17 protein-coding genes are annotated in these 20,658 nt (G+C 41.6%); 11 read left to right on the forward strand and 6 right to left on the reverse strand.

What is annotated here, in order from left to right; all coding sequences use genetic code 11:
* Positions 1-62 precede the first annotated feature (62 nt).
* The 8 genes from norR to CTT31_RS19155 all read left to right on the forward strand — a co-directional run bounded on the left by norR (position 63) and on the right by CTT31_RS19155 (position 10,718).
* The gene (gene norR, locus CTT31_RS19120; protein WP_211857326.1) at positions 63-1,625 is read left to right on the forward strand and encodes a nitric oxide reductase transcriptional regulator NorR; all 1,563 of its coding nucleotides are present in this window, start codon (positions 63-65) and stop codon (positions 1,623-1,625) included.
* Positions 1,626-1,866: 241 nt separating this feature from the next.
* Positions 1,867-2,337, forward strand: coding sequence for a bacterioferritin (gene bfr, locus CTT31_RS19125; RefSeq protein WP_010374801.1), 471 nt, complete (start codon positions 1,867-1,869; stop codon positions 2,335-2,337).
* Positions 2,338-2,340: 3 nt separating this feature from the next.
* On the forward strand, positions 2,341-2,823 hold the full coding sequence (gene bfr, locus CTT31_RS19130; protein ID WP_211857325.1) for a bacterioferritin: 483 nt from the start codon (positions 2,341-2,343) through the stop codon (positions 2,821-2,823).
* A 152-nt stretch (positions 2,824-2,975) separates the two neighbouring features.
* Positions 2,976-4,205, forward strand: a complete 1,230-nt coding sequence (locus tag CTT31_RS19135) for an ABC transporter substrate-binding protein (protein WP_260492798.1) — start codon at positions 2,976-2,978, stop codon at positions 4,203-4,205.
* Positions 4,202-7,513 (forward strand): response regulator, encoded by a 3,312-nt coding sequence (locus CTT31_RS19140; protein WP_260492799.1) that lies wholly within the window; start codon positions 4,202-4,204, stop codon positions 7,511-7,513. The genes CTT31_RS19135 and CTT31_RS19140 overlap by 4 nt, the downstream gene beginning before the upstream one ends.
* 78 nt (positions 7,514-7,591) lie before the next feature.
* Positions 7,592-9,745 (forward strand): exonuclease domain-containing protein, encoded by a 2,154-nt coding sequence (locus CTT31_RS19145; protein ID WP_211857322.1) that lies wholly within the window; start codon positions 7,592-7,594, stop codon positions 9,743-9,745.
* Position 9,746: 1 nt separating this feature from the next.
* Complete coding sequence (locus tag CTT31_RS19150; protein WP_039491603.1) at positions 9,747-10,115, forward strand: DUF1294 domain-containing protein; 369 nt, start codon at positions 9,747-9,749, stop codon at positions 10,113-10,115.
* 90 nt (positions 10,116-10,205) lie between these two features.
* Positions 10,206-10,718, forward strand: coding sequence for an Mpo1 family 2-hydroxy fatty acid dioxygenase (locus tag CTT31_RS19155; RefSeq protein ID WP_260492800.1), 513 nt, complete (start codon positions 10,206-10,208; stop codon positions 10,716-10,718).
* 48 nt (positions 10,719-10,766) lie between these two features.
* Here the strand turns inward: CTT31_RS19155 and CTT31_RS19160 are convergent, their stop codons facing one another.
* On the reverse strand, positions 10,767-11,723 hold the full coding sequence (locus tag CTT31_RS19160; protein WP_260492801.1) for an FHA domain-containing protein: 957 nt from the start codon (positions 11,721-11,723) through the stop codon (positions 10,767-10,769).
* A gap of 590 nt (positions 11,724-12,313) precedes the next feature.
* Between CTT31_RS19160 and CTT31_RS19165 the strand changes: the two genes are divergently transcribed.
* Positions 12,314-12,901 carry a CBS domain-containing protein gene (locus CTT31_RS19165; RefSeq protein ID WP_039491599.1) on the forward strand — a complete coding sequence of 196 codons (588 nt, stop codon included), beginning with the start codon at positions 12,314-12,316 and terminating at the stop codon, positions 12,899-12,901.
* 121 nt (positions 12,902-13,022) lie between these two features.
* On the opposite strand, the gene CTT31_RS19170 is transcribed toward CTT31_RS19165, so the two are convergent.
* Together CTT31_RS19170 and CTT31_RS19175 are read right to left on the reverse strand one after the other, a co-directional pair.
* Positions 13,023-13,940, reverse strand: coding sequence for a M14 family metallopeptidase (locus tag CTT31_RS19170; RefSeq protein ID WP_260492802.1), 918 nt, complete (start codon positions 13,938-13,940; stop codon positions 13,023-13,025).
* Positions 13,941-14,031: 91 nt separating this feature from the next.
* Positions 14,032-14,439: a hypothetical protein gene (locus CTT31_RS19175; RefSeq protein ID WP_010374784.1), complete on the reverse strand. Its 408-nt coding sequence runs from the start codon at positions 14,437-14,439 to the stop codon at positions 14,032-14,034.
* A gap of 426 nt (positions 14,440-14,865) precedes the next feature.
* On the opposite strand from CTT31_RS19175, the gene CTT31_RS19180 reads away from it, so the two are divergent.
* The gene (locus tag CTT31_RS19180; RefSeq protein ID WP_039491593.1) at positions 14,866-15,258 is read left to right on the forward strand and encodes a tellurite resistance TerB family protein; all 393 of its coding nucleotides are present in this window, start codon (positions 14,866-14,868) and stop codon (positions 15,256-15,258) included.
* 125 nt (positions 15,259-15,383) lie between these two features.
* Here CTT31_RS19180 and CTT31_RS19185 read toward each other — a convergent pair whose 3' ends face one another.
* Positions 15,384-16,928 (reverse strand): methyl-accepting chemotaxis protein, encoded by a 1,545-nt coding sequence (locus CTT31_RS19185; protein WP_260492803.1) that lies wholly within the window; start codon positions 16,926-16,928, stop codon positions 15,384-15,386.
* Between the two features lie 357 nt (positions 16,929-17,285).
* Here CTT31_RS19185 and CTT31_RS19190 point away from each other — a divergent pair, with 357 nt between their 5' ends.
* Complete coding sequence (locus CTT31_RS19190) at positions 17,286-17,987, forward strand: MauE/DoxX family redox-associated membrane protein (RefSeq protein ID WP_260492969.1); 702 nt, start codon at positions 17,286-17,288, stop codon at positions 17,985-17,987.
* A 91-nt stretch (positions 17,988-18,078) separates the two neighbouring features.
* Here the strand turns inward: CTT31_RS19190 and iadA are convergent, their stop codons facing one another.
* Positions 18,079-19,245, reverse strand: coding sequence for a beta-aspartyl-peptidase (iadA, locus tag CTT31_RS19195; protein WP_260492804.1), 1,167 nt, complete (start codon positions 19,243-19,245; stop codon positions 18,079-18,081).
* A 4-nt stretch (positions 19,246-19,249) separates the two neighbouring features.
* On the reverse strand, positions 19,250-20,653 hold the full coding sequence (yfcC, locus tag CTT31_RS19200) for a putative basic amino acid antiporter YfcC (RefSeq protein WP_260492805.1): 1,404 nt from the start codon (positions 20,651-20,653) through the stop codon (positions 19,250-19,252).
* Positions 20,654-20,658: the final 5 nt, after the last annotated feature.

Here is a 20,658-nt window from a genome sequence, read left to right on the forward strand (position 1 = left end):
TATTTGAGTCAAATTGACCTATCTTAATTAGTGTTTATTTGAATAAATTGAGTCTTTTTGACATGAATTCGTTAGCACTCTCCAAATTGCTTGAGCTTAGTATGTCGTTATCACGACTTTCGTTGGCGCAAGAAGGCCGCGAGGTTAAGCAATACGCTAAGTCCTTGCTTTCAGCATTGAGTCAATCTGTTACCGCTGATGCCATCGCCATTCTTTATGGCGATCAGCATGCATTAACTATCCTAGCTTGCAATGGGTTGAGTGCGGACGCTGTTGGGCGGCAATTTTTGCTTACAGAGCAACCTAGATTGAAGTCCATTTTCGAGTCTGACGAACTAGTTAGTTTTCCTGCCAATAGCGACTTACCCGACCCTTACGATGGTCTGTTGCTCGCCGAAGAAAGTCGCTTACCAGTGCATGCCTGCATGGGATTTAAGGTCGCGCTCCAAAGTAGCACCTTATTGATGACGTTTGATTGTCTTAAACCGGATAGCTTTGAGCACTTGTCTGAGGTTTATATGAAAACCCTACAAGCAATTGTCTCAAGTAGTGCATTACGCATGTTTGAGGCTGAGCGCCTCTATGAGCAAGCACGTGCATCTACACTTACCCAATCTCAAAAGTCCGTTAAAAAGCAAATTTTAGTAGGAGAGAGTGCGGTGATGCACTCGCTTAAATCAGAAATTGAACTGGTTGCTGGTTCTGAATTTAATGTTCTTATTCAAGGCGATACGGGAACGGGTAAAGAGTTGGTAGCAAAACACGTACACTTTAATTCCCAACGAAATGACAAACCGTTTGTACAAATTAACTGTGCGGCGCTACCTGACTCGATAGCAGAAAGTGAACTCTTTGGTCACAAAAAAGGGGCGTTTACTGGGGCCGATAAAGACCGGTTAGGCAAATTTGCAGCCGCGGACGGCGGCACGCTGTTTTTAGATGAAGTTGGTGAGCTGAGTTTGACTTTACAGAGCAAACTATTACGTGTGCTGCAAAGCGGTGAGGTGCAAGCGGTAGGTGCTGACCACATTCATATTGTCGATGTTAGAGTGGTTGCTGCGACTAATCGCGATTTAAAAGAAGAGGTGAGGCGCGGAAAATTTAGGGCTGATCTTTATCATCGCTTGAGTGTGTATCCTTTATTTGTCCCTCCACTGATCGAAAGGCTAGATGACATCCCGCTGCTGGTTGGGTTCTTTTTAGAGCAGCTAAGAGGTACGCTCAACGCAAAACAAGTGGTGATGGATAGGCAAGCACTCAGCCGGTTAATGCATTACGACTGGCCGGGTAATGTCAGAGAGCTTGAACATTGTGTCAGTCGTGCAGCGTTAAAAGCTAAACATCAACAGTGGCAGGCTAATATCATTGAGATCCATGACATAGATATCGCGCCAAAACACCATCAACAAATTCAGCAGGCTGAGTGCATGACCACGCAAGAGAAAGCACCTCCTGTCGCCATGAAATTCGCCGTCGAGCTACTACAAAAAGACATGATCGTTAACGCGATGGAACGTCATGGGTTTAATTGGTCGGCAGCTGCAAGAGAGCTGGAAATGGATAGAGCAAATTTAGTTCGACTGGCAAAGCGTTTAGGGTTGGATGTTAAAAAGCAGATGAGTTGAGTAACCGGAGCTGCTTTTATCAATCTCAATAACTTAGCAAGTTTTTTATTCAAAGTTTTGATTGAATACAAGCTGTTCAAAAAATGAAACCCTAAATGTAATGAAAATTGTTATTAATACTCTTATAAGTTGTTTATTTTAAAAGGGTATATTAAGAAAACTGTTATTTTTATTTAATCTTGCGAAGAATAAATATTGAACTAGGGTTATAGGGCGTCACTCGACATTATTAGGGGGCCCTATGCAGGGTAATAAGCAAGTCATAACAGCGCTAAATCAAGTGCTTACGCTAGAGTTAACATCGATAAACCAGTTTTTTCTACACGCAAGAATGTACAAAAATTGGGGGCTTGAAGAGCTAAACGAGAAAGCGTATAAAAAATCAATCAAGGACATGAAGCAAGCAGATGACCTTATCGAGCGCATATTATTCCTTGAAGGGTTACCAAATCTCCAGCATTTAGAAAAGCTGCGAATAGGTGAGCATACAGAAGAGATGATGGCGTGCGACTTAGCGTTTCAACTCGATCAGCTTCCGACACTGCGCGATGCAATTGCGCTGTGTGAACATGAACAGGATTATGTTAGTCGAGAGCTACTTGAAGATATTCTTGAATATGAAGAGGGCTATGTGGATTGGCTCGAAACACAACACTTCTTAATCAAAAATACTGGCATTGAAAACTATCTGCAATCGCAGATTGAGGGGTAAGTTATGCAAGGCAATTCTACCGTTATCGACTTACTCAACAAACAACTTACGCTTGAGCTTTCTTCTATGGATCAATATTTGGCTCATGCCAAAATGTATGAAGATTGGGGACTGGAGAAGCTACACCATAAGTTATCTCACGAATACGAAGAAGAGCTTGATCACGCTAAGCGGATCTCGGAGCGCATTTTGTTTTTGGAAGGCACGCCAGATACCGCTTCTCGTGCGCCGATCCACGTCGGTACTGACGTGAAAGAAATGCTAGAAAATGATTTGGCTGCGGAAATTCTGGTAAAAGATCACTTGAAAAAGGTGATAGCAGTGTGTGAGCAAGCGCAAGATTATGTTACCCGTGAAATGCTCGAAACCCTGTTAGATGACACCGAAATGGATCACATTTATTGGCTTGAACAGCATATCAATTTAATCAAACTAATTGGTTTACCAAACTACATTCAGAGCCAACTTGCTAATAGCCCAGAATGATCCCAATCACCGCGCCTACCTTTGGGTGCGGTTTCTTTGTGCGCCATGCATTGTCTTGCTAATTTATAACGAGCAAGGTATTCGCTATAAAATTGAGCAATCACAATGATTTGAACTAAAGTTTAGTTATGTATTGAGTGATTAGTAATACGATGAAAATATTATTACTGTTTTTCTGCCTCCTGAGCTCGGTTTGTCTTTCAGCAAACTCCAAGCAAGTGTTTCGTATTTATCATGACGCTGATTATTCTAATTTAAATGAGTCAGCCGAAGCGATAAAAATGGGATTTCTAACCGCATTAGATGAAGTAGATAATCAAATCCAAGGTTATAAGGTTGAATTGGTGGCCAAAGACCATCGTGGTAATAGTAATCGTAGTTTGCTTCACTTTAAGCAATTTTTAAAAGACCCGAATGCCTTACTCGTGCTTGGTGGTGTTCATTCTCCTCCTTATATTAAATTTCGTAAATTTATCAATGAGAGTGAAGCGCTGCTGTTGGTTCCTTGGGCCGCTGGTGGGCCAATTACAAGATACCCGAGTAAGGATAATTGGATTTTTAGGCTTTCTGTGGATGACACCAAAGCGGGTAAAGTACTCATCAATTATGCAAAGCAACAAGGTTGTGTTGCACCTCATTTACTCCTTGAGGATACCGCATGGGGGCGCTCTAATTACGACACATTGCTAGAGGAATATAAAACGGCCAAGCCTAACAACGCGCTGCCTGTATCTTGGTTTAACTGGGCAACACAAGAGAATGAAGCACGGATCATGGTCCATAATATTATTGAAAGTGAGCCGCAATGTATCATTTTTGTTGGTAATGCGATTGAGGGCGCAGAGTTTGTAAAGGCCATGGCAAGTATTGACGAGGCACAGCGCCTGCCCATTGTTAGTCATTGGGGGATAACTGCGGGTAACTTTTTTAAAGTGGTTGGGGATAAGCTATCTGCAGATGTCTCATTGGCGATCCTACAAAGCTGTTTTTCTTTTGAGAATAAACCATTAAGTGCGTTTTCGGCACGGGTATTTAATCGTGCAAAACAGCTTTTCCCGACCGAGTTTGCCAAGCATGGATTTGTTCAAGCAGCTCCCGGATTTATCCATGGCTATGACATTGCTAAGCTTCTTATTGCGGCAGCGGAGCAGATAAAACTGACAGATTCAGTCGCCACCAACAGAGCCTTATTAAAAAGCGCGTTTGAGGATTTGCAATCGCCGGTCAGCGGTCTAGTAAAAACGTATCAACGGCCTTTTAGTGTCTGGAGTGATAAAAATGATTCAGCCCATGAAGCGCTAACCGTGCAAGACTTGTGTATGGGGCAATACCAGTCTAATGGCAGTATTAAACTAGTTTATAGTTACCCGGGGTCGCATTGAAAACTAAACTTACCTTAACGAGTAATCGCGCTTTTTACACCTTTTTAGGACTAACGGCTATCGTTTCACTTTTGCTCAGTGCACTTTTTGTTGGGCTGAGAGCAAACGTCATTGTCGAAGACTTAGTGAAAGAAACGAATGAAACCCAAGCTCAACTCGCAGTTAACAACTTAACTCAGTATCTTGAGAGCCGTAAACAAATACTATTCGATCTGTCTACACACCCTATTATTGTGAATGGTGCGATGGGTACGGGACTCTCCGCAGCGAAGTTACGAGATTTTTTGCGCAGCTTTCAAATTATAGGCAAAGAAGAAAAGCTGATGGTAATCAATATTCTCGGAGATGTGGTGTATGCAAACTTTGACTCCCATGAAGTGTTAGATCAAGAACCAAAATGGCTAGAGAAAGTGATTAACGCTGAAGTGGGTAATGTGATCGATTTAACCGCAGTCACCAATGAGCACTTTTTTACTGTCGCGGTACCTATTTATTATAATGGTTTTGCTGAGGGGGCGTTGGTTGGTGAGTTTTCGACCAGTCTTGAAACATTATTGGCGACCTCTTTAGATCACCAACTTCATAGTATCTCGTTAAAAGGCCAGTGGCTTGAGTTCTCTGATGTTAAACGCGTAGAAGATTACTTTAGTATTAAGTCATTAGCTATCGGGACTACCGGACTCCAGTTAGACTATCGCTTGCGAAAAAGCTTGGTCACTGACGAAGTGAAAAGATTTGTGTGGGACCTTATTGGTGCTATTGCTTTTGGGCTATTCCTATCATTTGGCTTGCTCTATTTGTTTGGAAAGCAACTTCTGTTAAACCCATTCAAAAAACTAGAAGAATCAAGGACAACACTCAAGCGCAGTGAAGAGCGATTTAAACTCGCAATATTTGGTAGCGATGATGGTCTTTGGGACTGGGACCTTGAGCGAAATGCGGTGTTTTATTCAGACAGATTCAAATCTTTACTAGGCTTTTCGCAAGAGACACAAGCCTTATTCTCTGCGCATATTTCTAGTTTATTTGACCGAGTCCACCCAGAAGATCTCCCCAATTTAGAAAACTCAATTAAGTTTCATATGACGGAAGAACAGCCTTTTGGTGTCGAGTGCCGAATAAAAACGAGGCAAAACAGCTATCGCTATTTTTGGCTAAAAGGTGCGGCGGCACTTAAAGATGGACAAGCGAAGCGGATAGTTGGCTCACTGTCGGATATTACCGATCAAAAGCTTCATCAAGAAGCACTGAAAAAGGCAAAGGAACAAAATGATTTACTCGCTCAAGCAATAGAGTGCGCAAACGTCGGCATAACGATTGTTGACGCGACTAAGCCTGGATTGCCAATCGTATTTGCGAATAAAACATTTCAACAAATCACCGAATATGGTGATGAAGTGCTGGGTAAAAACTGTCGCTTTTTGCAAGGTGAACATACCCAACAGCAAGCGTTAGATGAAATCAGGGAAGCAATAATAGCTCACGAATTCGTCAAAGTTGAATTGATCAATTACACCAAGTCTGGAAAGGCATTTTGGAATAGTTTGCAGATCTCTCCGGTGTTCAACGAACAAAATCAATTAACGGCATTCGTCGGTATCCAGCAAGATATTACCGCTGCTGTTGAGGCGAAAAAAGAGCTAGAACAAGCGAAGCAAGCGGCGGAGCAGGGTGCGCAAGCTAAAAGCGAGTTTTTAGCGTCAATGAGCCATGAGATCCGCACGCCAATGAATGGCGTAATAGGCATGTTAAGTCTGCTAGAAGATGAGCACCTTACTCAAACTCAATTACATAAAGTGAGTCTAGCAATGGGCAGCGCCAAGTCGTTATTAAATCTCATCAACGATATTTTAGACTTTTCTAAAATTGAGGCGGGTAAGCTTGAGCTTGAGTCACTAGATTTCGATGTTAGGGCATTGCTTGGCGAATTGGTTGAATCCGTTGCGTTGCAAGCGCAGAAAAAGGGACTTGAACTTATTCTAGATGTTACCCAACTTGAAAAGCCATTGGTGCAGGGGGATCCGAGCCGCATTCGACAAATAATTACCAACCTAATCAGTAATGCAATCAAGTTTACCGAGCAAGGCGAGATCATCATCCGAGCTTGGTTTAGTGAAGAGGATAATAAACTGAGATTTCATTGCTCAGTTGAAGATACCGGCATAGGGATACCAGAGGACAAAGTGGATAGGCTTTTTGCTAAATTCTCTCAAGTTGATGCCTCTACTACTAGAAGGTATGGAGGGACTGGGCTGGGGCTTGCCATTGTCAGACAACTCTGTGAATTAATGGATGGCGATATCGCCGTTAGTAGTCGGTTTGGACATGGTAGCCAATTTGAATTTTTCGTGACTTTAATCCATGGTGATAATACTCAATTCGAAGCTGCAAAAATTGATTTACAAGGGATAAAAATACTCCTAGTTGACGATAACCTCTCAGCCTTAACGAGTTTGGAGTCTCAATTGAGGCACTGGGGGGCGGATGTGTATAAAGCCAGTTCTGGAATACAAGCACTATCGCTGTGTGAAGCTGAATACCAACGTGATAAAAATGTGTTTGATATTGCCTTACTGGATATGACGCTTAGAGGCATGTCGGGTGAGCAGCTTGGTGCTGCACTAAAGAATGATAAGCGATTCAAAGTCATAAAACTTATCATGATGACGCAAATGGGTACTAAGGGGGATGGCCAGTTTTACGCGGATCGTGGCTATTCAGGCTATTTTCCAAAGCCCGTGACAACCAAAGACCTTTTTGATGCGTTAACCATTTTAGCTGAAGATGGCAAAGCGCTGGCGAATGCGAAACCACTAGTTACGAGTCACTATCTGAAGCTAGTAAGAAAGGCGAACGAAGCCGAATTTACGTGGCCAAAACCTTGTCGTATTCTACTGGTTGAGGATAACAAGGTGAACCAAGTTGTCGCATTAAGTATGCTCAAAAAATTGGGGATAACCCATATTGAAGTTGCTGAAAACGGACTGCTTGCTATTGAGCTGCTCAAGTCACATCAAGATGAATGTCAATTTGAGCTAATTTTAATGGATTGTCAGATGCCAGAAATGGATGGCTATCGGACTACCGAGTTAATCCGAGACGGAGCTGCAGGTAAAAGTTATCAGGGCGTGAAAGTGTTAGCCATGACAGCCAATGCAATGGCTGGTGATAGGGAAAAGTGTCTAAATGCAGGCATGAACGATTACCTCACAAAACCCATTTCGGAAGAGCCACTGAGCGAGAAACTACAATATTGGCTATACAAAAGCGAATACGCTTCCACAGACGATACAGAAGAAACGACTTAAGGGGGTAACTGAAGCAAATAGGCAATATTTCCTATCTATGATAATCTTTACTGTATATAAAAACAGTTATCTGAATTTGTGTTGAGAAAAGAGTTACCCGCCAAATATTACTTAAGCCACTTTAGTGAGCTTAGCGATTATTTACTTAAAGTATGTCAACCGCTATTAAGTAGTGCTCAGCGTGAGCTGCTGGCTGGGCTACACCGCTTGCCTGAAGATGAATTGTGTTTGTTAGTGCGGTTTATTTCCCGCAAAACTCCTTTTCTGGATATCAATTCACTGCGCTACGAAGAGATCAATAATATTTGTGAAGTCGCGTTTTCATTAAAAGCTAAGGGATTGCTTCGTCAAGTACAGCAAGACGACTTTCAAGCACTGCTACATTGCTTAACTAAACCATGTTTAATGGAACTTGCCGAGCGAGAGAGCTTAACTAAACTGCCAAGTAAATCGGCAAAAAAATCGCTCTGGGTAGCGCATATCAATCAATCTGTCTGCGTTGAACATCTAAATGCACAAGAATACCTATCCCAGTATCTCACGCTCTCATTTCAAGCCGATATCGACTACTTTCTATTTTTGTACTTTGGCAAGGTAGGCTTTAGCTTAGCGCAATTTTCGATGCGAGATCTTGGTGTAATGAACACCCGGAGCACTGACGCTGCTTACCATGCACATTTTGAACAAAAAGCAGAAGCCGTGAGCGCGTTTTATTATGCAAATGCACTCAGTGAGCTCAAAAATGCCTCTGAAGATGAATTAGTGTGGCGTGCTAGACAGGCCGCAGCGCAACAATTGCCTAAGGTTGATGGGCAATATGCAGTGACTGCACATGCAAAGTACCTGTTAACGCTTGCCAGAAAGTTAGGTCCTGAATTTTCCCATTTTAAAACCTTACTGGGTATGAGTGAGCACCCTCAAGCTTGTGAGATGTTGATACGACATAATTATAAACAAGGTGAGATTGAGCTGGTGAGAGAGCAATTAGAGCGCATATTGCAGGGGGAAAGCGATGAAACATTGATGATCTTCGCGGAAGACTTTTATCAGCGTAAATTTAACCAAAAACGCACTTCTGTACTTACGGATATGCTAAGAAAAAGTCAACCTGCGATCCAAATTGATGAGGCTTTTAAGGGACAAACAGAGGCTGGCGTCATTGCTTATTATAAACGTCATGACATTGAGGCCTATCATGTTGAAAATGAAATTTGGCTGGCCTTATTTGGATTGAGCTTTTGGCAAGAACTGTTTTATCACCCAAAAAGTATCGTTGCTAATGGGTTTTCTAGAACTCCGCTGGCGTTAAAAGAAAATCGCTTTTACAGCGAATTTGAGGAGGAAATTGAATGTCGCTTAGCGAGTTTTACAGATACTTCTGCTTGGATGAACTGGCTTTTACGCCAGATGAGCGAACATTACGGAGAACCTAATCGGTTGTTTATTTGGCACGATAAGATGCTCGACTCAATAAAAATATTATTGTCTAACTTGTCAATTGAGGATGTCAAACCTGTTTTAAGGCTAATGTGTAGTGATTTTCATCTGATGAAATCTGGTTTTCCCGATCTGATGATAGTCGACAAAAAAGCGGGTTTAAGGTTTGAAGAAATCAAGGCACCTGGAGATAGTCTTAGCCGAAGTCAGCTAGTTAACATTTCTAAACTTTTGCAATGCAATATTCCCACGCGACTGCAAACCGTTGAATGGCATATTTGCAAAGAGCAACCTTATGTCGTTGTCGATATTGAAACCACCGGTGGCAACAAGGAGTTTGATCGCATTACCGAGGTAGCCATGGTAAAAGTCGTTAACGGCGAGGTCGTTGCTAAATGGCAATCACTTGTTAATCCGATGCGTCGTATCCCACAAAAAATCACTGAACTGACAGGGATCACTCAGGCAATGGTGAGTGATGCTCCAGTTTTTTTTGAAATTTTGGAGCAAGTTGAGCTGTTTAGCCAAGGTGCTATTTTTGTCGCGCACAATGTGAACTTTGATTATGGCTTTATTCGACAGGAGTTTGCTCGAGTCGGCCGAGAGTTTTCTCGTGCGAAGTTATGTACTGTGCAGTTAGGCCGAAAGTTTGTGCCGGGCCTGCGCTCTTATGCGCTCGGGGCGTTTTGCCAGGCGATGAATGTATCTTTGATTAATCATCACCGAGCGATGGATGATGCTTATGCTACCGCTAAAATTTTCATTCAAATCAATACAATAAGACAGGAAAAGTAGCATGTCAGCGGTTCGTTTAATGCATCAGCAGATGGGCCTGTTTTGGGGAGCAGGCGTGTGGTTAGGGGCGCTTTGCGTATCTAAACTACCTTGGCAAGCGATTATTTCTGCAGTGGTGTTGTTGGTTATCAATGTATTTATATTTGCACTTTTTTGGTGGGATAAGCGCGCTTCAACGCTTGCTCAATCACGCATTCCTGAGCGTAATTTACTACTGTGTGGGTTACTTGGGCTCAATATTATCACACCAGTGGCAATGTATATGCTCAGGCATAAAACCATCAAACCTAGCTTTAATTTTAAGCTGTTGATGGTGTTCATAATGCAGACTATTGTATTCGGTATGCTGTTTATTTGGTTATTTATATAGGCCCTAATACGCTAATAGAATTTTTTATTGATAAATTTTCTTTGTTGACTAATTATCAGTAGGATAATTGGTATCAATGAGAGAACAATAATGAACAAACTAGAGACGTTATTAAGCCAATATGCGTTGTACCATCGCAGCAAAAGAAACATTCTGACTCACTTTTTTGGGATCCCGTTAATTGTGATTGCTGTTGTGGGTATGACTTTTATCCCGCTATTCAGTGTATCAGGAGTGACCATCACCCTTGCCGCGCTGATAGGGGGAGTTTTATGTGGCTATTACCTGATGTTATCCCCCATTTTTGGGCTCATGATGAGCGCCATCATACTGGCTTTTTATTTCCTTGTTCAAACGTTGAATCCGCTCATCGTTAATGCAGGAATAATGACGGTATTGTTTTGGGCTGGTGTTTTCTTTGTAGGTTGGGTGTTACAGTTTATAGGGCATTATTTTGAGGGAAAAAAGCCTGCGTTTGTCGATGATTTGATTGGTTTAGCAATTGGACCACTGTTTGTACTTGTGGAGATTTTATTCGTATTGGGGCTATGTAAAGATCTCGAAAACAAAATAGTGAATAATGCTGGAGAGTATAAAGCGTAGGTAAATAGCTGGGCCGAAATGCTATTTCTGCCCAGCTAACAATACCGCTTAAGTTGTCATGCGAGTTTCTAATTTAGAGCCTTTTATTATCGTGATATCTTGGCAATTCAATCTTACTCGACCACAGCGAGTTTCTAATAAAAAGGTTGCTTCTGGGTAATCTTCGCCACCGGAATCGACAAATTGCTTGCGTGCGCGGTGAACCATAATGTTCATGTGGTTTGTTTGTACGCCGAGTGCTTTTGCTAAGTCATCGCGGTAAACCCAACCTTGAACATCCGATTCAAGGCCTGCATCTTTATCTTGGATCCGAGTTCTGGCAAGCAGCAACAGTAAGTAATGATGACTTCTGACGCCTAAATCTAGGTGTTTATCATCAACACTTAGTGTTAGTTGAGTATCTTCCTCGTCTTGACTTACATTGAACTCTAGTGCCATTGGCTTGGCTGCTTTTTGGCATTCAAGGTGTTTAGTTACCGCGATGGTCGTGGCAGAAAAAAACATCCATTGGTCGTTCATCAGCGATAAAATACTGCCATCTATTAAGGCTTGTCGATCTGAGGTATTGAGATCTTCTAAAAACCAATAGTTGAGCAATTTATCATAGTAAATGATGTGTTTAGGGTCATCTTCACTAGGAAGTAGAAGTTGATTCGTTACTTCTACTACTTTTTGGTTGTTTGACTGAGAAACTAAATATTGACACTCGGTTTGCAAGTTCGCCGCTACAAACGAGTTTTGACCAGGTGCTGCAAAATCAATCTTATCATTTTCGAATAGCTGATACGGCAGGTTCTTGTCGAGCTTTTTATCGTTTATCCAGATGCCGTTTGTACTCACATCTCTGATAAACCATTTGTTTTCATTGAGTTCGATAATGGCGTGATGTCGCGACACTCCCGGCTTGTCTATCAAGGTGTCTACACTATATTTATAGCGGCCTACCGTATGATAGCTTTTAAGATAGACTCGTTCGAGTTTCTGTTCGTCGATTAAATAAGCCATAGTTAGTTCCGTATAACTTTGATGAAAATTACATGCTTATACAAAATAGATATCACAATTCAGCAAGGCGTAAATTTCATCTATATCAATGTATAAGTGCCGTGAAGCATACAATTTTATTTCCTTCTACTCAATGATAAAGACCCACGAGGTGGGTCTCGTTGAGGGAAGAATTCACCAGTACTTACGTACCGGCTTGGTCTAATTTGGAATTACAGTTTTTCTAGTTTGACGCGAAATTCCAATGCCTAAACCAATTGTTTGATATTAGGGTGATAAATCCTAGCAAACATCTTCAGTCTAAATCGTTTACTTAAATTTAGCTATTACACGGCATTACACTGAGATTACAGGAGTTTTAGACTTCATTGACTTGAATATATGCACTGTATAAACCATATTTTAATTAGAGAGGTGTGAGATTCGCTCTCATGTGCTCGAACTTTCGTGATCTCTCTTACTTTTCCAGTTACCTAAAATAATTTTTTACTGCCTTTACACTGGTTGTTCTTTTTATTTTTAGTTGTGGATTGTTCACAGCAACATAAAAACCAGACTTTCGAAGGGCTTTATAAAAGCAGGAGTATAAAATGGGCCAATACAAAGCGTTAAAAACCGTTAAGTTGGAAGGAGTATTTCAGCTTTGTGATCACTTCGATTCAGAACCGTTAAATATGGACAGTAGTGCGGTTAAGGTGGTGACCGACTTTACTCGCAGGCAGCCTCAGGTGATAGCAAAAGACGTCGATATTGATCATGCTTTATACATGATGAAAAATGGCCATGTGCGCTCAAAACTCGTTGTTGACGAAGATGATAATTTCTTGGGAGTGGTAAACTGTCGTGACCTCACCGGCAGAAAGGTCTTAAGTGTTGCACAAAGAAAACAGGTGTCGAGAGAAGATGTGTGCGTTGAAGATGTGATGGTGACAAAAGAAGAGCTCTATGCTGTTCCCTATGAAATGGTTGCTAAAAGTACGATAGGGGATGTGCTTGAAACATTACAGAGTTTAGGATTGCAGCACGTTTTATTGGTTGGTCCGGAAGGACTAAGAGGTATGATCTCAGCTAGCGATATCGCAAGAGCATTGCATATTCCAGTGAGTATTTTGCAAAAACCAACTTCATTTAAAGAAATCTTTGGGGTGGTTAGCGGTAAGGAAGACTTAGCGAATTAGGCTTTATTATAGCAGTTTGTGTTGTTTTCGTCGGAAAAGTTTAACGCTGCGCAATATGACAATTTGGTAGGTTCTGTCCATTCTCCTAGGTGTGGTTTAACAAACCACACCTTCTTAAATCTTATAGGCTCTCGCTTTGTAAGTACTTAATGGCCCCTCTAATTGCTGCCACTTGACCCGCGATACAGTTTTCTGGTGTTGCGTTTTGACCATCAGGGTAAACTTCAGTTGTTGTTACAAAAGCGGCATCTGTCATACCCATACATAAGCCTAGCGCAGTGCCATCATAATTTATTACACCGTACTGTTCTAAATCAACACCTATTAGCTGCCCATGCTCATCGGCGTCGGCAATTTGCGTTACCGCAGCCACTTCTTCGATAATGCGTTTTTGAAATTTAGCTTCCGGTTTTTGAGTATGTCCAACTAAATAGAAACCGTCAGGAATGTTCCAATTGTGATTCTCTTTACCATCTCTTGCTGCCAATGCAGGGCGGAATTCAGAATTATCAGAATCTGTGGTTTCATGTAAATCAACATGACACAGAATATCTGCTGCTTTCTTATTGACAAAATCCATTGCTGATCGAGATTCAGGTGCTGGACTATCCGCATAAAAAGAGCGATTAGGGTCAACGGCTTCTGGATTCCAGCGGTTTATCGTTTCATAGCCCCAAGGACTTAAGCAAGGCAAAATAATGAAATTATAAGCCTGTTCATATTGTTGTGCTTCTGATTTTGCAAAAGCGAGCGCACCATGTACACCACTTGTTTCATAGCCATGCACGCCACCGGTAACGAGTATGGTCGGTTTGTTTTGCTGCCAGTTTTTTGTTGTTAATGCATATAGAGAATAAGTTTGGTTGGGGTAGTCAAGCTGACCATACTCGGTGATGTCAAAAACGTGCTTGAGCGCTTCTATTTGAGTTACGACCTCTTCAGAGTATGAGCGTTTGACCGATTGGCTTTCCAACCACAATGTTTTTTCTTTGGAAGTCCAAGGTACACCGGGCGTACCTATAGCATATTGTCTTTGCATAATAACCTCGTTATAAATTTAGGTTATCTTACTCAATGCCTCGTTTTGAAAGCAACTTTATAAGGTCTACTACACACCAATAAACTTGGAATTAAATATATCCCAGTAGTTTAAGGCTTTGTTGTTGCGCAAGGTTGGGTTTGAAAGACCAAATTCTTAGTACACCGCTTGTTAGATAAAGCTTGGTATAACTAAACCAAAGTAATCGTTCCACAGAGATTTTTTCCACTTCTTCTGCTGGAATATAGTGCTTTTGGCCTAACAGGCTGTGATAAACCACGCCTTGATTGCAGATGATTACTCTACTTTGACCACTGAATATTGCCCATAGCCCTGTAACAATATAAAACATGATTGCAGCAGATAGCGTTAATTGGACAAAAGAAACCATGCTGATTCTTTCTGACACGATTAAGGCATCTAGAACAAGTAAGGTAAACGCTATAATAGAAAGGGAAATGAAAAATGATAAGTTCATTCCTAGTTTTAACTCTTTCATTGTTGTTCCTATTTTTCTTTGATTGATTCTGAGAGTGTGCAAATTATTTCAACAAAATGAATCAATTGTGGAGGTAATGATCTTTTCTTACTAAATCAAACTTTATAATTGATGTTTTCTCTAAAGGCTGCTTCTTTAGTAGTATGTATTAGAGGTGTTGCTTTGCAGGCATGACGCTTTTTAGCGATAGAGGTGATAATGTTGGCAGTGTTTGGGAACTTTTTAATTGTGAAAAATGAAATGTAATAAGTGGAGCCTTCTTATTTTTTCGACTTTTTTACGGCCTACGGAATGTGATGTAATTGAACTTGCACTTTTTTAATATGACAAATGGAAAAAGTTAGCATATGTTTAAATCTTAGCGTTTTTTGTTCCGTCTTGAAATATCTGTGATCTTGTCTTGCAGAAAAGGGTTAAGGAAGAATTATGAAATTTGAACAGCTACTCAATCACTTTGACACAGGTATTTGTGTCGATCAGATGCAAAAAGAAGCCCTAATTGATATCGCATTATTATTTATTGGTGTTGATGGCGTTATCAGTGAAAGTGAAAAACATGTTGTGAGAAAGTGGGCAAAAAGTCTGCAGTGGAACTCTGCAATCGCATTAGACGATTACATCGAAGATAGCCTTTCAAAATCTGTTGTAGCGATAAAAAATAATGACATTGAAGCTTATGTGCAACACCGCATGAATAACATTATCGATGAGCCGATGCGTCAACTTGCGAAAGACTTAGCCGTGCGTGTTATTGAAGCCGATGGCAATGTGAAACAGGCAGAAAAGGACGCACTCGCCATTCTTGAGGCCGAACTATAGTACTGTATTTAGCTGCAAGGTCAGTGGACCCAAGGTATCCAATTAAATACTGAGGTCCACTGATATCTAAGCGTCTATTTGGCTCTGAATTACGCAAATAATAAGTTGTGGTCTATTTGGTTTTCTCATGTTTGAGAAAACTGTTGAATTAGGCGTGTTTGCTGCTCAATTTGACTTAGTAACTCTTGACTTAAAGTAAAAGATTTCTCGCCGTGTTCTGTGCCTCTCTCTGCGAGCGTAGTCACGCTGTCAACGTTTATGCTTATTTGTTTTACCACACAACTTTGTTGTTCAATGGCGGCGGCAACACTGCGATTTAAATCGGCTAAATGCATGACATGGCTTTGAATGGTATCAAGGCTTGAACCGTTATTTTTTGCAAGGTCAACACTTTGATTTGATAGACTATTACTTTTTTGCACTGACTCAACAGCGGAGCTGGAAATATCATTTAGCTCTTTAAGTAATTGCGTTATTTCTTCTGTGGAAGTTTGTGTGCGCTGTGCAAGTGTGCGAACCTCGTCTGCAACAACTGAGAATCCTCGGCCATGATCGCCCGCTCGGGCGGCTTCAATTGCGGCATTTAGCGCAAGCAAGTTGGTTTGATCGGCAATAGAGTTGATAACACTAAGAATATTTTGAATGCGATCATTTCCTGAGACTAAGCGATTTACGGCATTGTTCACTTCCATTAAATGCTCATCAAGATAGTGAATAGAATCGATAACATCCTTTACTGCGGCTTTACCAAGCCCAGCCTGGTGCTCTGAATTATTGGCTGCATCTGCAGCATGGTTTACGTTTTCTGAAAGTTCATCAATCGTTTGCGAAAACTCGTCCATGCAAACAACCATTTCTTTTGCCTCGCTTGTTTGCTGCTTTAATAACTCGGCAACAAATTGACCGCTTTGTGTGGTAAGTTTTGCATTTTCACTTACTCGAACAGATACATCGTTCACTCGACCTACTACCGCAGAAATTTTCGCCTTTTGCATTTCGAATGCCAGTGTAATATCGGCAACTCTGTCTCGAGATTGACCGTATATCACAGACATTAAATCATTATCAAAAATCGTTTTAGCTTGTGTGAGCAAAGCTTTATATTTAGAACGAAAACGTGCGGTTAACGCAATCGTGATGCATAACAGAGCCAATGGTAGCAGGGTAAACCAATGGTTGTTTAATAGTGACGCTAGAGGCAAAGTTATCGCGACGAAAAGCAATAAAATAAATGAGAGTCGCGTGCTGTCATAGCGGCTCGTTTTTTGTTGGCTATCAAGAGTGCGATAAGCATTTTCTGCGCGTTTAATTATTTCGGGAGAAGGGCAAGTTCTTACAGATTGGTATTCAACTATGTTGCCTCTCTCGTCTTTAATTGGTGTGACGAATGCGTTTACCCAATAGTAATCCCCATTTTTTGTTAAGTTTTTAACCGGTCCCATCCAAGATTGACCGTTTTGAATAGTAGACCACATATTTCTAAATGCCGCTTTTGGCATATCCTGATTACGAACTAAGTTGTGCGGCTGACCAAGCATTTCTTCAATGCTAAAACCCGCGATGTCACAAAATGACTGATTTGCGTATGTAATTCGACTGTCAAGATCCGTTGTTGAAAGCAATACACTGTGTTTGCCTAACTTTATTTCCCTACCCATTATTTTTGACATTTGTTTTTATCTCGGTAGCTAAAGACAAGGCGAAATATAAGTCTAAGACTTTATAGTCAGAAGGTTTTTTTAACCGAACCTTGGTTTAATAAAAGGTTTGCTGACCAAGATCAGGTTTATCTATGGTTACCTTAACCGAGATTAATTTGATTGTGATACATCAATAAATCCAACCCGCTTTCATGTTATTGAGTGTAATGAAAGGTGGTATGGAATTCGCTTTAGTTACAATCATTAAGCTGAAATTGCGTTAATGTCGGCAGATTTTTCTTAGCTGATTTACTCGGTCGGTAATTTCTACTTATGTTTGTAATAGAATAGGGAGGGCCACCATTGAAAAATGCAACACTTTACCGAATGCATACCTCATCGCACATTTGCCCTTTTGGTCTCAGGGCTAAGGATTTGCTTTCACGAGAGGGTTTTTCTGTAGATGACAGAGTGCTCAAGTCAAGGGAACAGACGGATGAATTTAAAGCCACTCATAACGTTGACACTACACCACAAATATTTATTAACGATCAACATATTGGCGGCTATGAAGCGCTACGCCGATATCTAGGCAAGCCGTTACATAAGGAAAAGAAAAACGTATACTGGCCAGTACTTTCAATATTTTTAGTCGCGCTGCTGGTCACATTCGCGACACAATTTCCTGCCGATAATCTTGTAGAATGGGTAATGCCCTTTATTGGGTTTTCCATGCTGTTACTCGCGGTACAAAAGATACGCGATGTTCATAGCTTTACAAACTCTTTTATCACTTACGACTTGTTAGCGATGCATCATCTAAAATACGCGTATGCTTACCCTTACTTGGAGTTATATGCCGGCGTTTGTATGCTAACAACTTTGCCTGCCATTTATTATGCACCAGTGGCAATATTCATAGGGTTTATAGGCGCAATCTCGGTGTTTAAGGCCGTATACATTGATAAAAGAGCGCTTAAGTGTGCATGCGTTGGTGGTGACACTGATGTGCCCTTAGGCTTTATATCACTAACTGAAAATGTAGTTATGTTTGGTGCTGGGGCACTTATGTTGTATAGCTATTTTTGATTTGTCCTGAGGCTCGGGTAAGGTACGAGCTGGTTGATTACTTTTAAAACTTCCGTAAATTAGCAGGCAGCATAGTGCTACCTGCTAAACTTTAAGAGAAGAAACCGCTGACTAGTGGCTTATGACTTTCAACCATTTTTTGACCGTTACACCAAACGCTATGTGGCGTTAGCGTGTTTGCGTCGAGCAAAACAAGATCGGCGTCACTACCGACAGAGATCTCACCTTTATTTAACCCTAAAATCCTCGCTGGATTGGACGTAATAGATTGCAAAGCTAAATCAAGTGGCACATTAAATTGCTGCACCGCTTGCTGGAACGACCCAAGCAGCGAAGACTCTGAACCCACTTCAAATCCAATTAAATGATTTTGTTCATTATAAATTGGTAAGCTTGCATGTCCGTCGGAGCTCATGGTCAATTGCTGTGCGTTCACGCCTTTGTCTAAGCAATATGCCAACGCCTCGGCTGCTGCTAGCTCACCATTGGCTAAGTCGTACTCGGTGGTGCTAGTGGTAAAGTCGATGGTTCCGCCAGCTTTGCAAAATGCAACCCCCGCAGTTAGCAATTCGGCATTTCGATTCATATGAGTTGGGTAAAACTGACTGAGCGGTATTTCACTAGACAGTGCTACTTCATGGAGAAGCTGTAAGTGCTCAACACCTGTTCCAACGTGAATGGAAACAGTACCACGTTTGCCACTCAATAGGCCTGCAGTTCTCGCTTCTGCTGCAATGGTTGTAAGCTCTTTTACCGAAGGCTGCGTACCTCGATGATCGGCGATTGCAACTTCCCCAACTCCGATGATTTCGTCGATATACATAATGTCGTGACGGATACTGTGACCAAGCGTTTTTATTGGCAAGTGGTAAGAGCCTGTATGGCAAAAGGCGTTCAACCCCTCTTGTTTTAACCCTTTCGCTTTAGCAACTAGATCGGTATGTGTTCGGCTGACATCATCGGTGCCAAGTGCGCCAATGACAGTCGTGATCCCATATAGCGTTGCATCAGTGAGGTTCATTTGCGGGGTACGGCTCGCAAAACCCGCTTCGCCACCACCGCCACTAAAATGTACTAAAGAGTCGACAAATCCGGGGGCTAATATAAATCCCTGTCCGTCAACGATAGCGAACTCCAAGTTGCTGTTTATTTCGATATCCTCCTCGATTGCGAGGATTGTTTTCCCAGCAAAAAGGACATCACGCTTTCCGAGCTTTTTAGGCGTAAAAAGCTCAACATTTTTAATAAGTGTTAGCATAAATTTATTGGTAATTTGTTAAGTGAGCAAATATGGTGACCACACTTGCTAATGTGAAAAGAAGTAACATAAAGCGCCAAATAAACTGCACCCAATCGTTCCAAGAAAGTTTAACAACCCCTAAGCAGCCAATTAAGCTTGCTGAGGTTGGGATAATGATGTTGCTCAGTCCATCTCCAAGCTGAAAAGCCAGTACAGAAGTTTGTCGAGAAACACCAATTAAGTCTGAAAGAGGTGCCATAATGGGCATAGTAATAGCTGCTTGTCCGGAGCCCGAAGAAACAAAGAAGTTGAATAAAGATTGGAATACATACATAAACCAAGCTGCCAACGCATCAGGGACTTGGGTTATTAAGGTAGCCGCATAATAAAGCACAGTATTTAAGATTGAAGGTGTTTGGAGATCGCTCCCGCCTAGTAATAGTACAAGCCCCTTGGCGAGACCAACTAGCAAAGCTGCTGGCAGCAGATCTGCGCTTCCTGTTTTAAATGCTGCCACTGATTGGCTAATAGACTGGCGTCCTCCCAATTTAGCGATTAGGGCGATGACCAGCCCCAGCACAAAAAACTGAGTGGCAAGTTCAGGGATGTAGTACCCTTTTGCAGTCACACCGTAAATGACCCAAATAATTACCATGAAAAACGCAAGCAATAACGCCTTATCAACAAGTTGTAGCTCCGTGGGCGAAGTACTTGCAATGATATCCTCATGATTTTTTCGTACTTTTGCAGCGTAGCGCACCGTAAAAACCAGTCCGACGAATGTGAATAGGGTGGTGAGAGCAACCCTAAACTCTGCGCCTGAGAATACCGGTAACTGAGCGATACTTTGTGCAATGGCAATGCTAAAAGGGTTCATGGGGGAAGTAGCAAACCCGATTTGCGTTGCAACATAAGTCACAAGCACGGTAACTTGGGCGTTATAGCCAAGCCTCATCATGATAGGGTAAAGCACAATACAAAATGCGATAGCCTCTTCACCCATGCCGAATATGGCACCACCCAAAGCAAAGGTGATGAACAGACTAGGGATAAATAGCCAATCAATCCTTTGTGTAGAATTGATCAGCGCCATAATGCCATTATCTATTGCTTTGGTCTGCATTAACACGCCAAATGCACCACCTGTTATTAGGATAAAAGCAATAACCCCAATAGCGGCTCCATTTCTGTCGCCACTCACGAGCCCCTCAAATAGCACGTTGAACAATCCTGCTTCACCTTGAGTGGCAAACAAAGGTAAAGGAGCGAGTGTTTGTGCTTGTGAAAACTGTGAAAGTGCAACGGTATCATTAGTTCCTGATAGCTCGAACGAGCCGGGCAAAATAAAGTGTGACACCGCATAGCACAGCCCTGCAATCACCAGCAAAATAACGAATGCGTCAGGCATTTTTATAGTTTTTCGCATATAAA

Origin of the sequence: Pseudoalteromonas maricaloris (assembly GCF_024746855.1) — a bacterium.
Lineage (GTDB): Bacteria > Pseudomonadota > Gammaproteobacteria > Enterobacterales > Alteromonadaceae > Pseudoalteromonas > Pseudoalteromonas maricaloris.

Bases quoted from the DNA above. Each gene is read 5' to 3' on its own strand.
- norR (WP_211857326.1), top strand. From the start codon at position 63: ATGAATTCGTTAGCACTCTCCAAATTGCTTGAGCTTAGTATGTCGTTA.
- bfr (WP_010374801.1), top strand. From the start codon at position 1,867: ATGCAGGGTAATAAGCAAGTCATAACAGCGCTAAATCAAGTGCTTACG.
- bfr (WP_211857325.1), top strand. From the start codon at position 2,341: ATGCAAGGCAATTCTACCGTTATCGACTTACTCAACAAACAACTTACG.
- CTT31_RS19135 (WP_260492798.1), top strand. From the start codon at position 2,976: ATGAAAATATTATTACTGTTTTTCTGCCTCCTGAGCTCGGTTTGTCTT.
- CTT31_RS19150 (WP_039491603.1), top strand. From the start codon at position 9,747: ATGTCAGCGGTTCGTTTAATGCATCAGCAGATGGGCCTGTTTTGGGGA.
- CTT31_RS19155 (WP_260492800.1), top strand. From the start codon at position 10,206: ATGAACAAACTAGAGACGTTATTAAGCCAATATGCGTTGTACCATCGC.
- CTT31_RS19160 (WP_260492801.1), bottom strand. From the start codon at position 11,723: ATGGCTTATTTAATCGACGAACAGAAACTCGAACGAGTCTATCTTAAA.
- CTT31_RS19165 (WP_039491599.1), top strand. From the start codon at position 12,314: ATGGGCCAATACAAAGCGTTAAAAACCGTTAAGTTGGAAGGAGTATTT.
- CTT31_RS19170 (WP_260492802.1), bottom strand. From the start codon at position 13,940: ATGCAAAGACAATATGCTATAGGTACGCCCGGTGTACCTTGGACTTCC.
- CTT31_RS19175 (WP_010374784.1), bottom strand. From the start codon at position 14,439: ATGAAAGAGTTAAAACTAGGAATGAACTTATCATTTTTCATTTCCCTT.
- CTT31_RS19180 (WP_039491593.1), top strand. From the start codon at position 14,866: ATGAAATTTGAACAGCTACTCAATCACTTTGACACAGGTATTTGTGTC.
- CTT31_RS19185 (WP_260492803.1), bottom strand. From the start codon at position 16,928: ATGTCAAAAATAATGGGTAGGGAAATAAAGTTAGGCAAACACAGTGTA.
- CTT31_RS19190 (WP_260492969.1), top strand. From the start codon at position 17,286: ATGCATACCTCATCGCACATTTGCCCTTTTGGTCTCAGGGCTAAGGAT.
- iadA (WP_260492804.1), bottom strand. From the start codon at position 19,245: ATGCTAACACTTATTAAAAATGTTGAGCTTTTTACGCCTAAAAAGCTC.
- yfcC (WP_260492805.1), bottom strand. From the start codon at position 20,653: ATGCGAAAAACTATAAAAATGCCTGACGCATTCGTTATTTTGCTGGTG.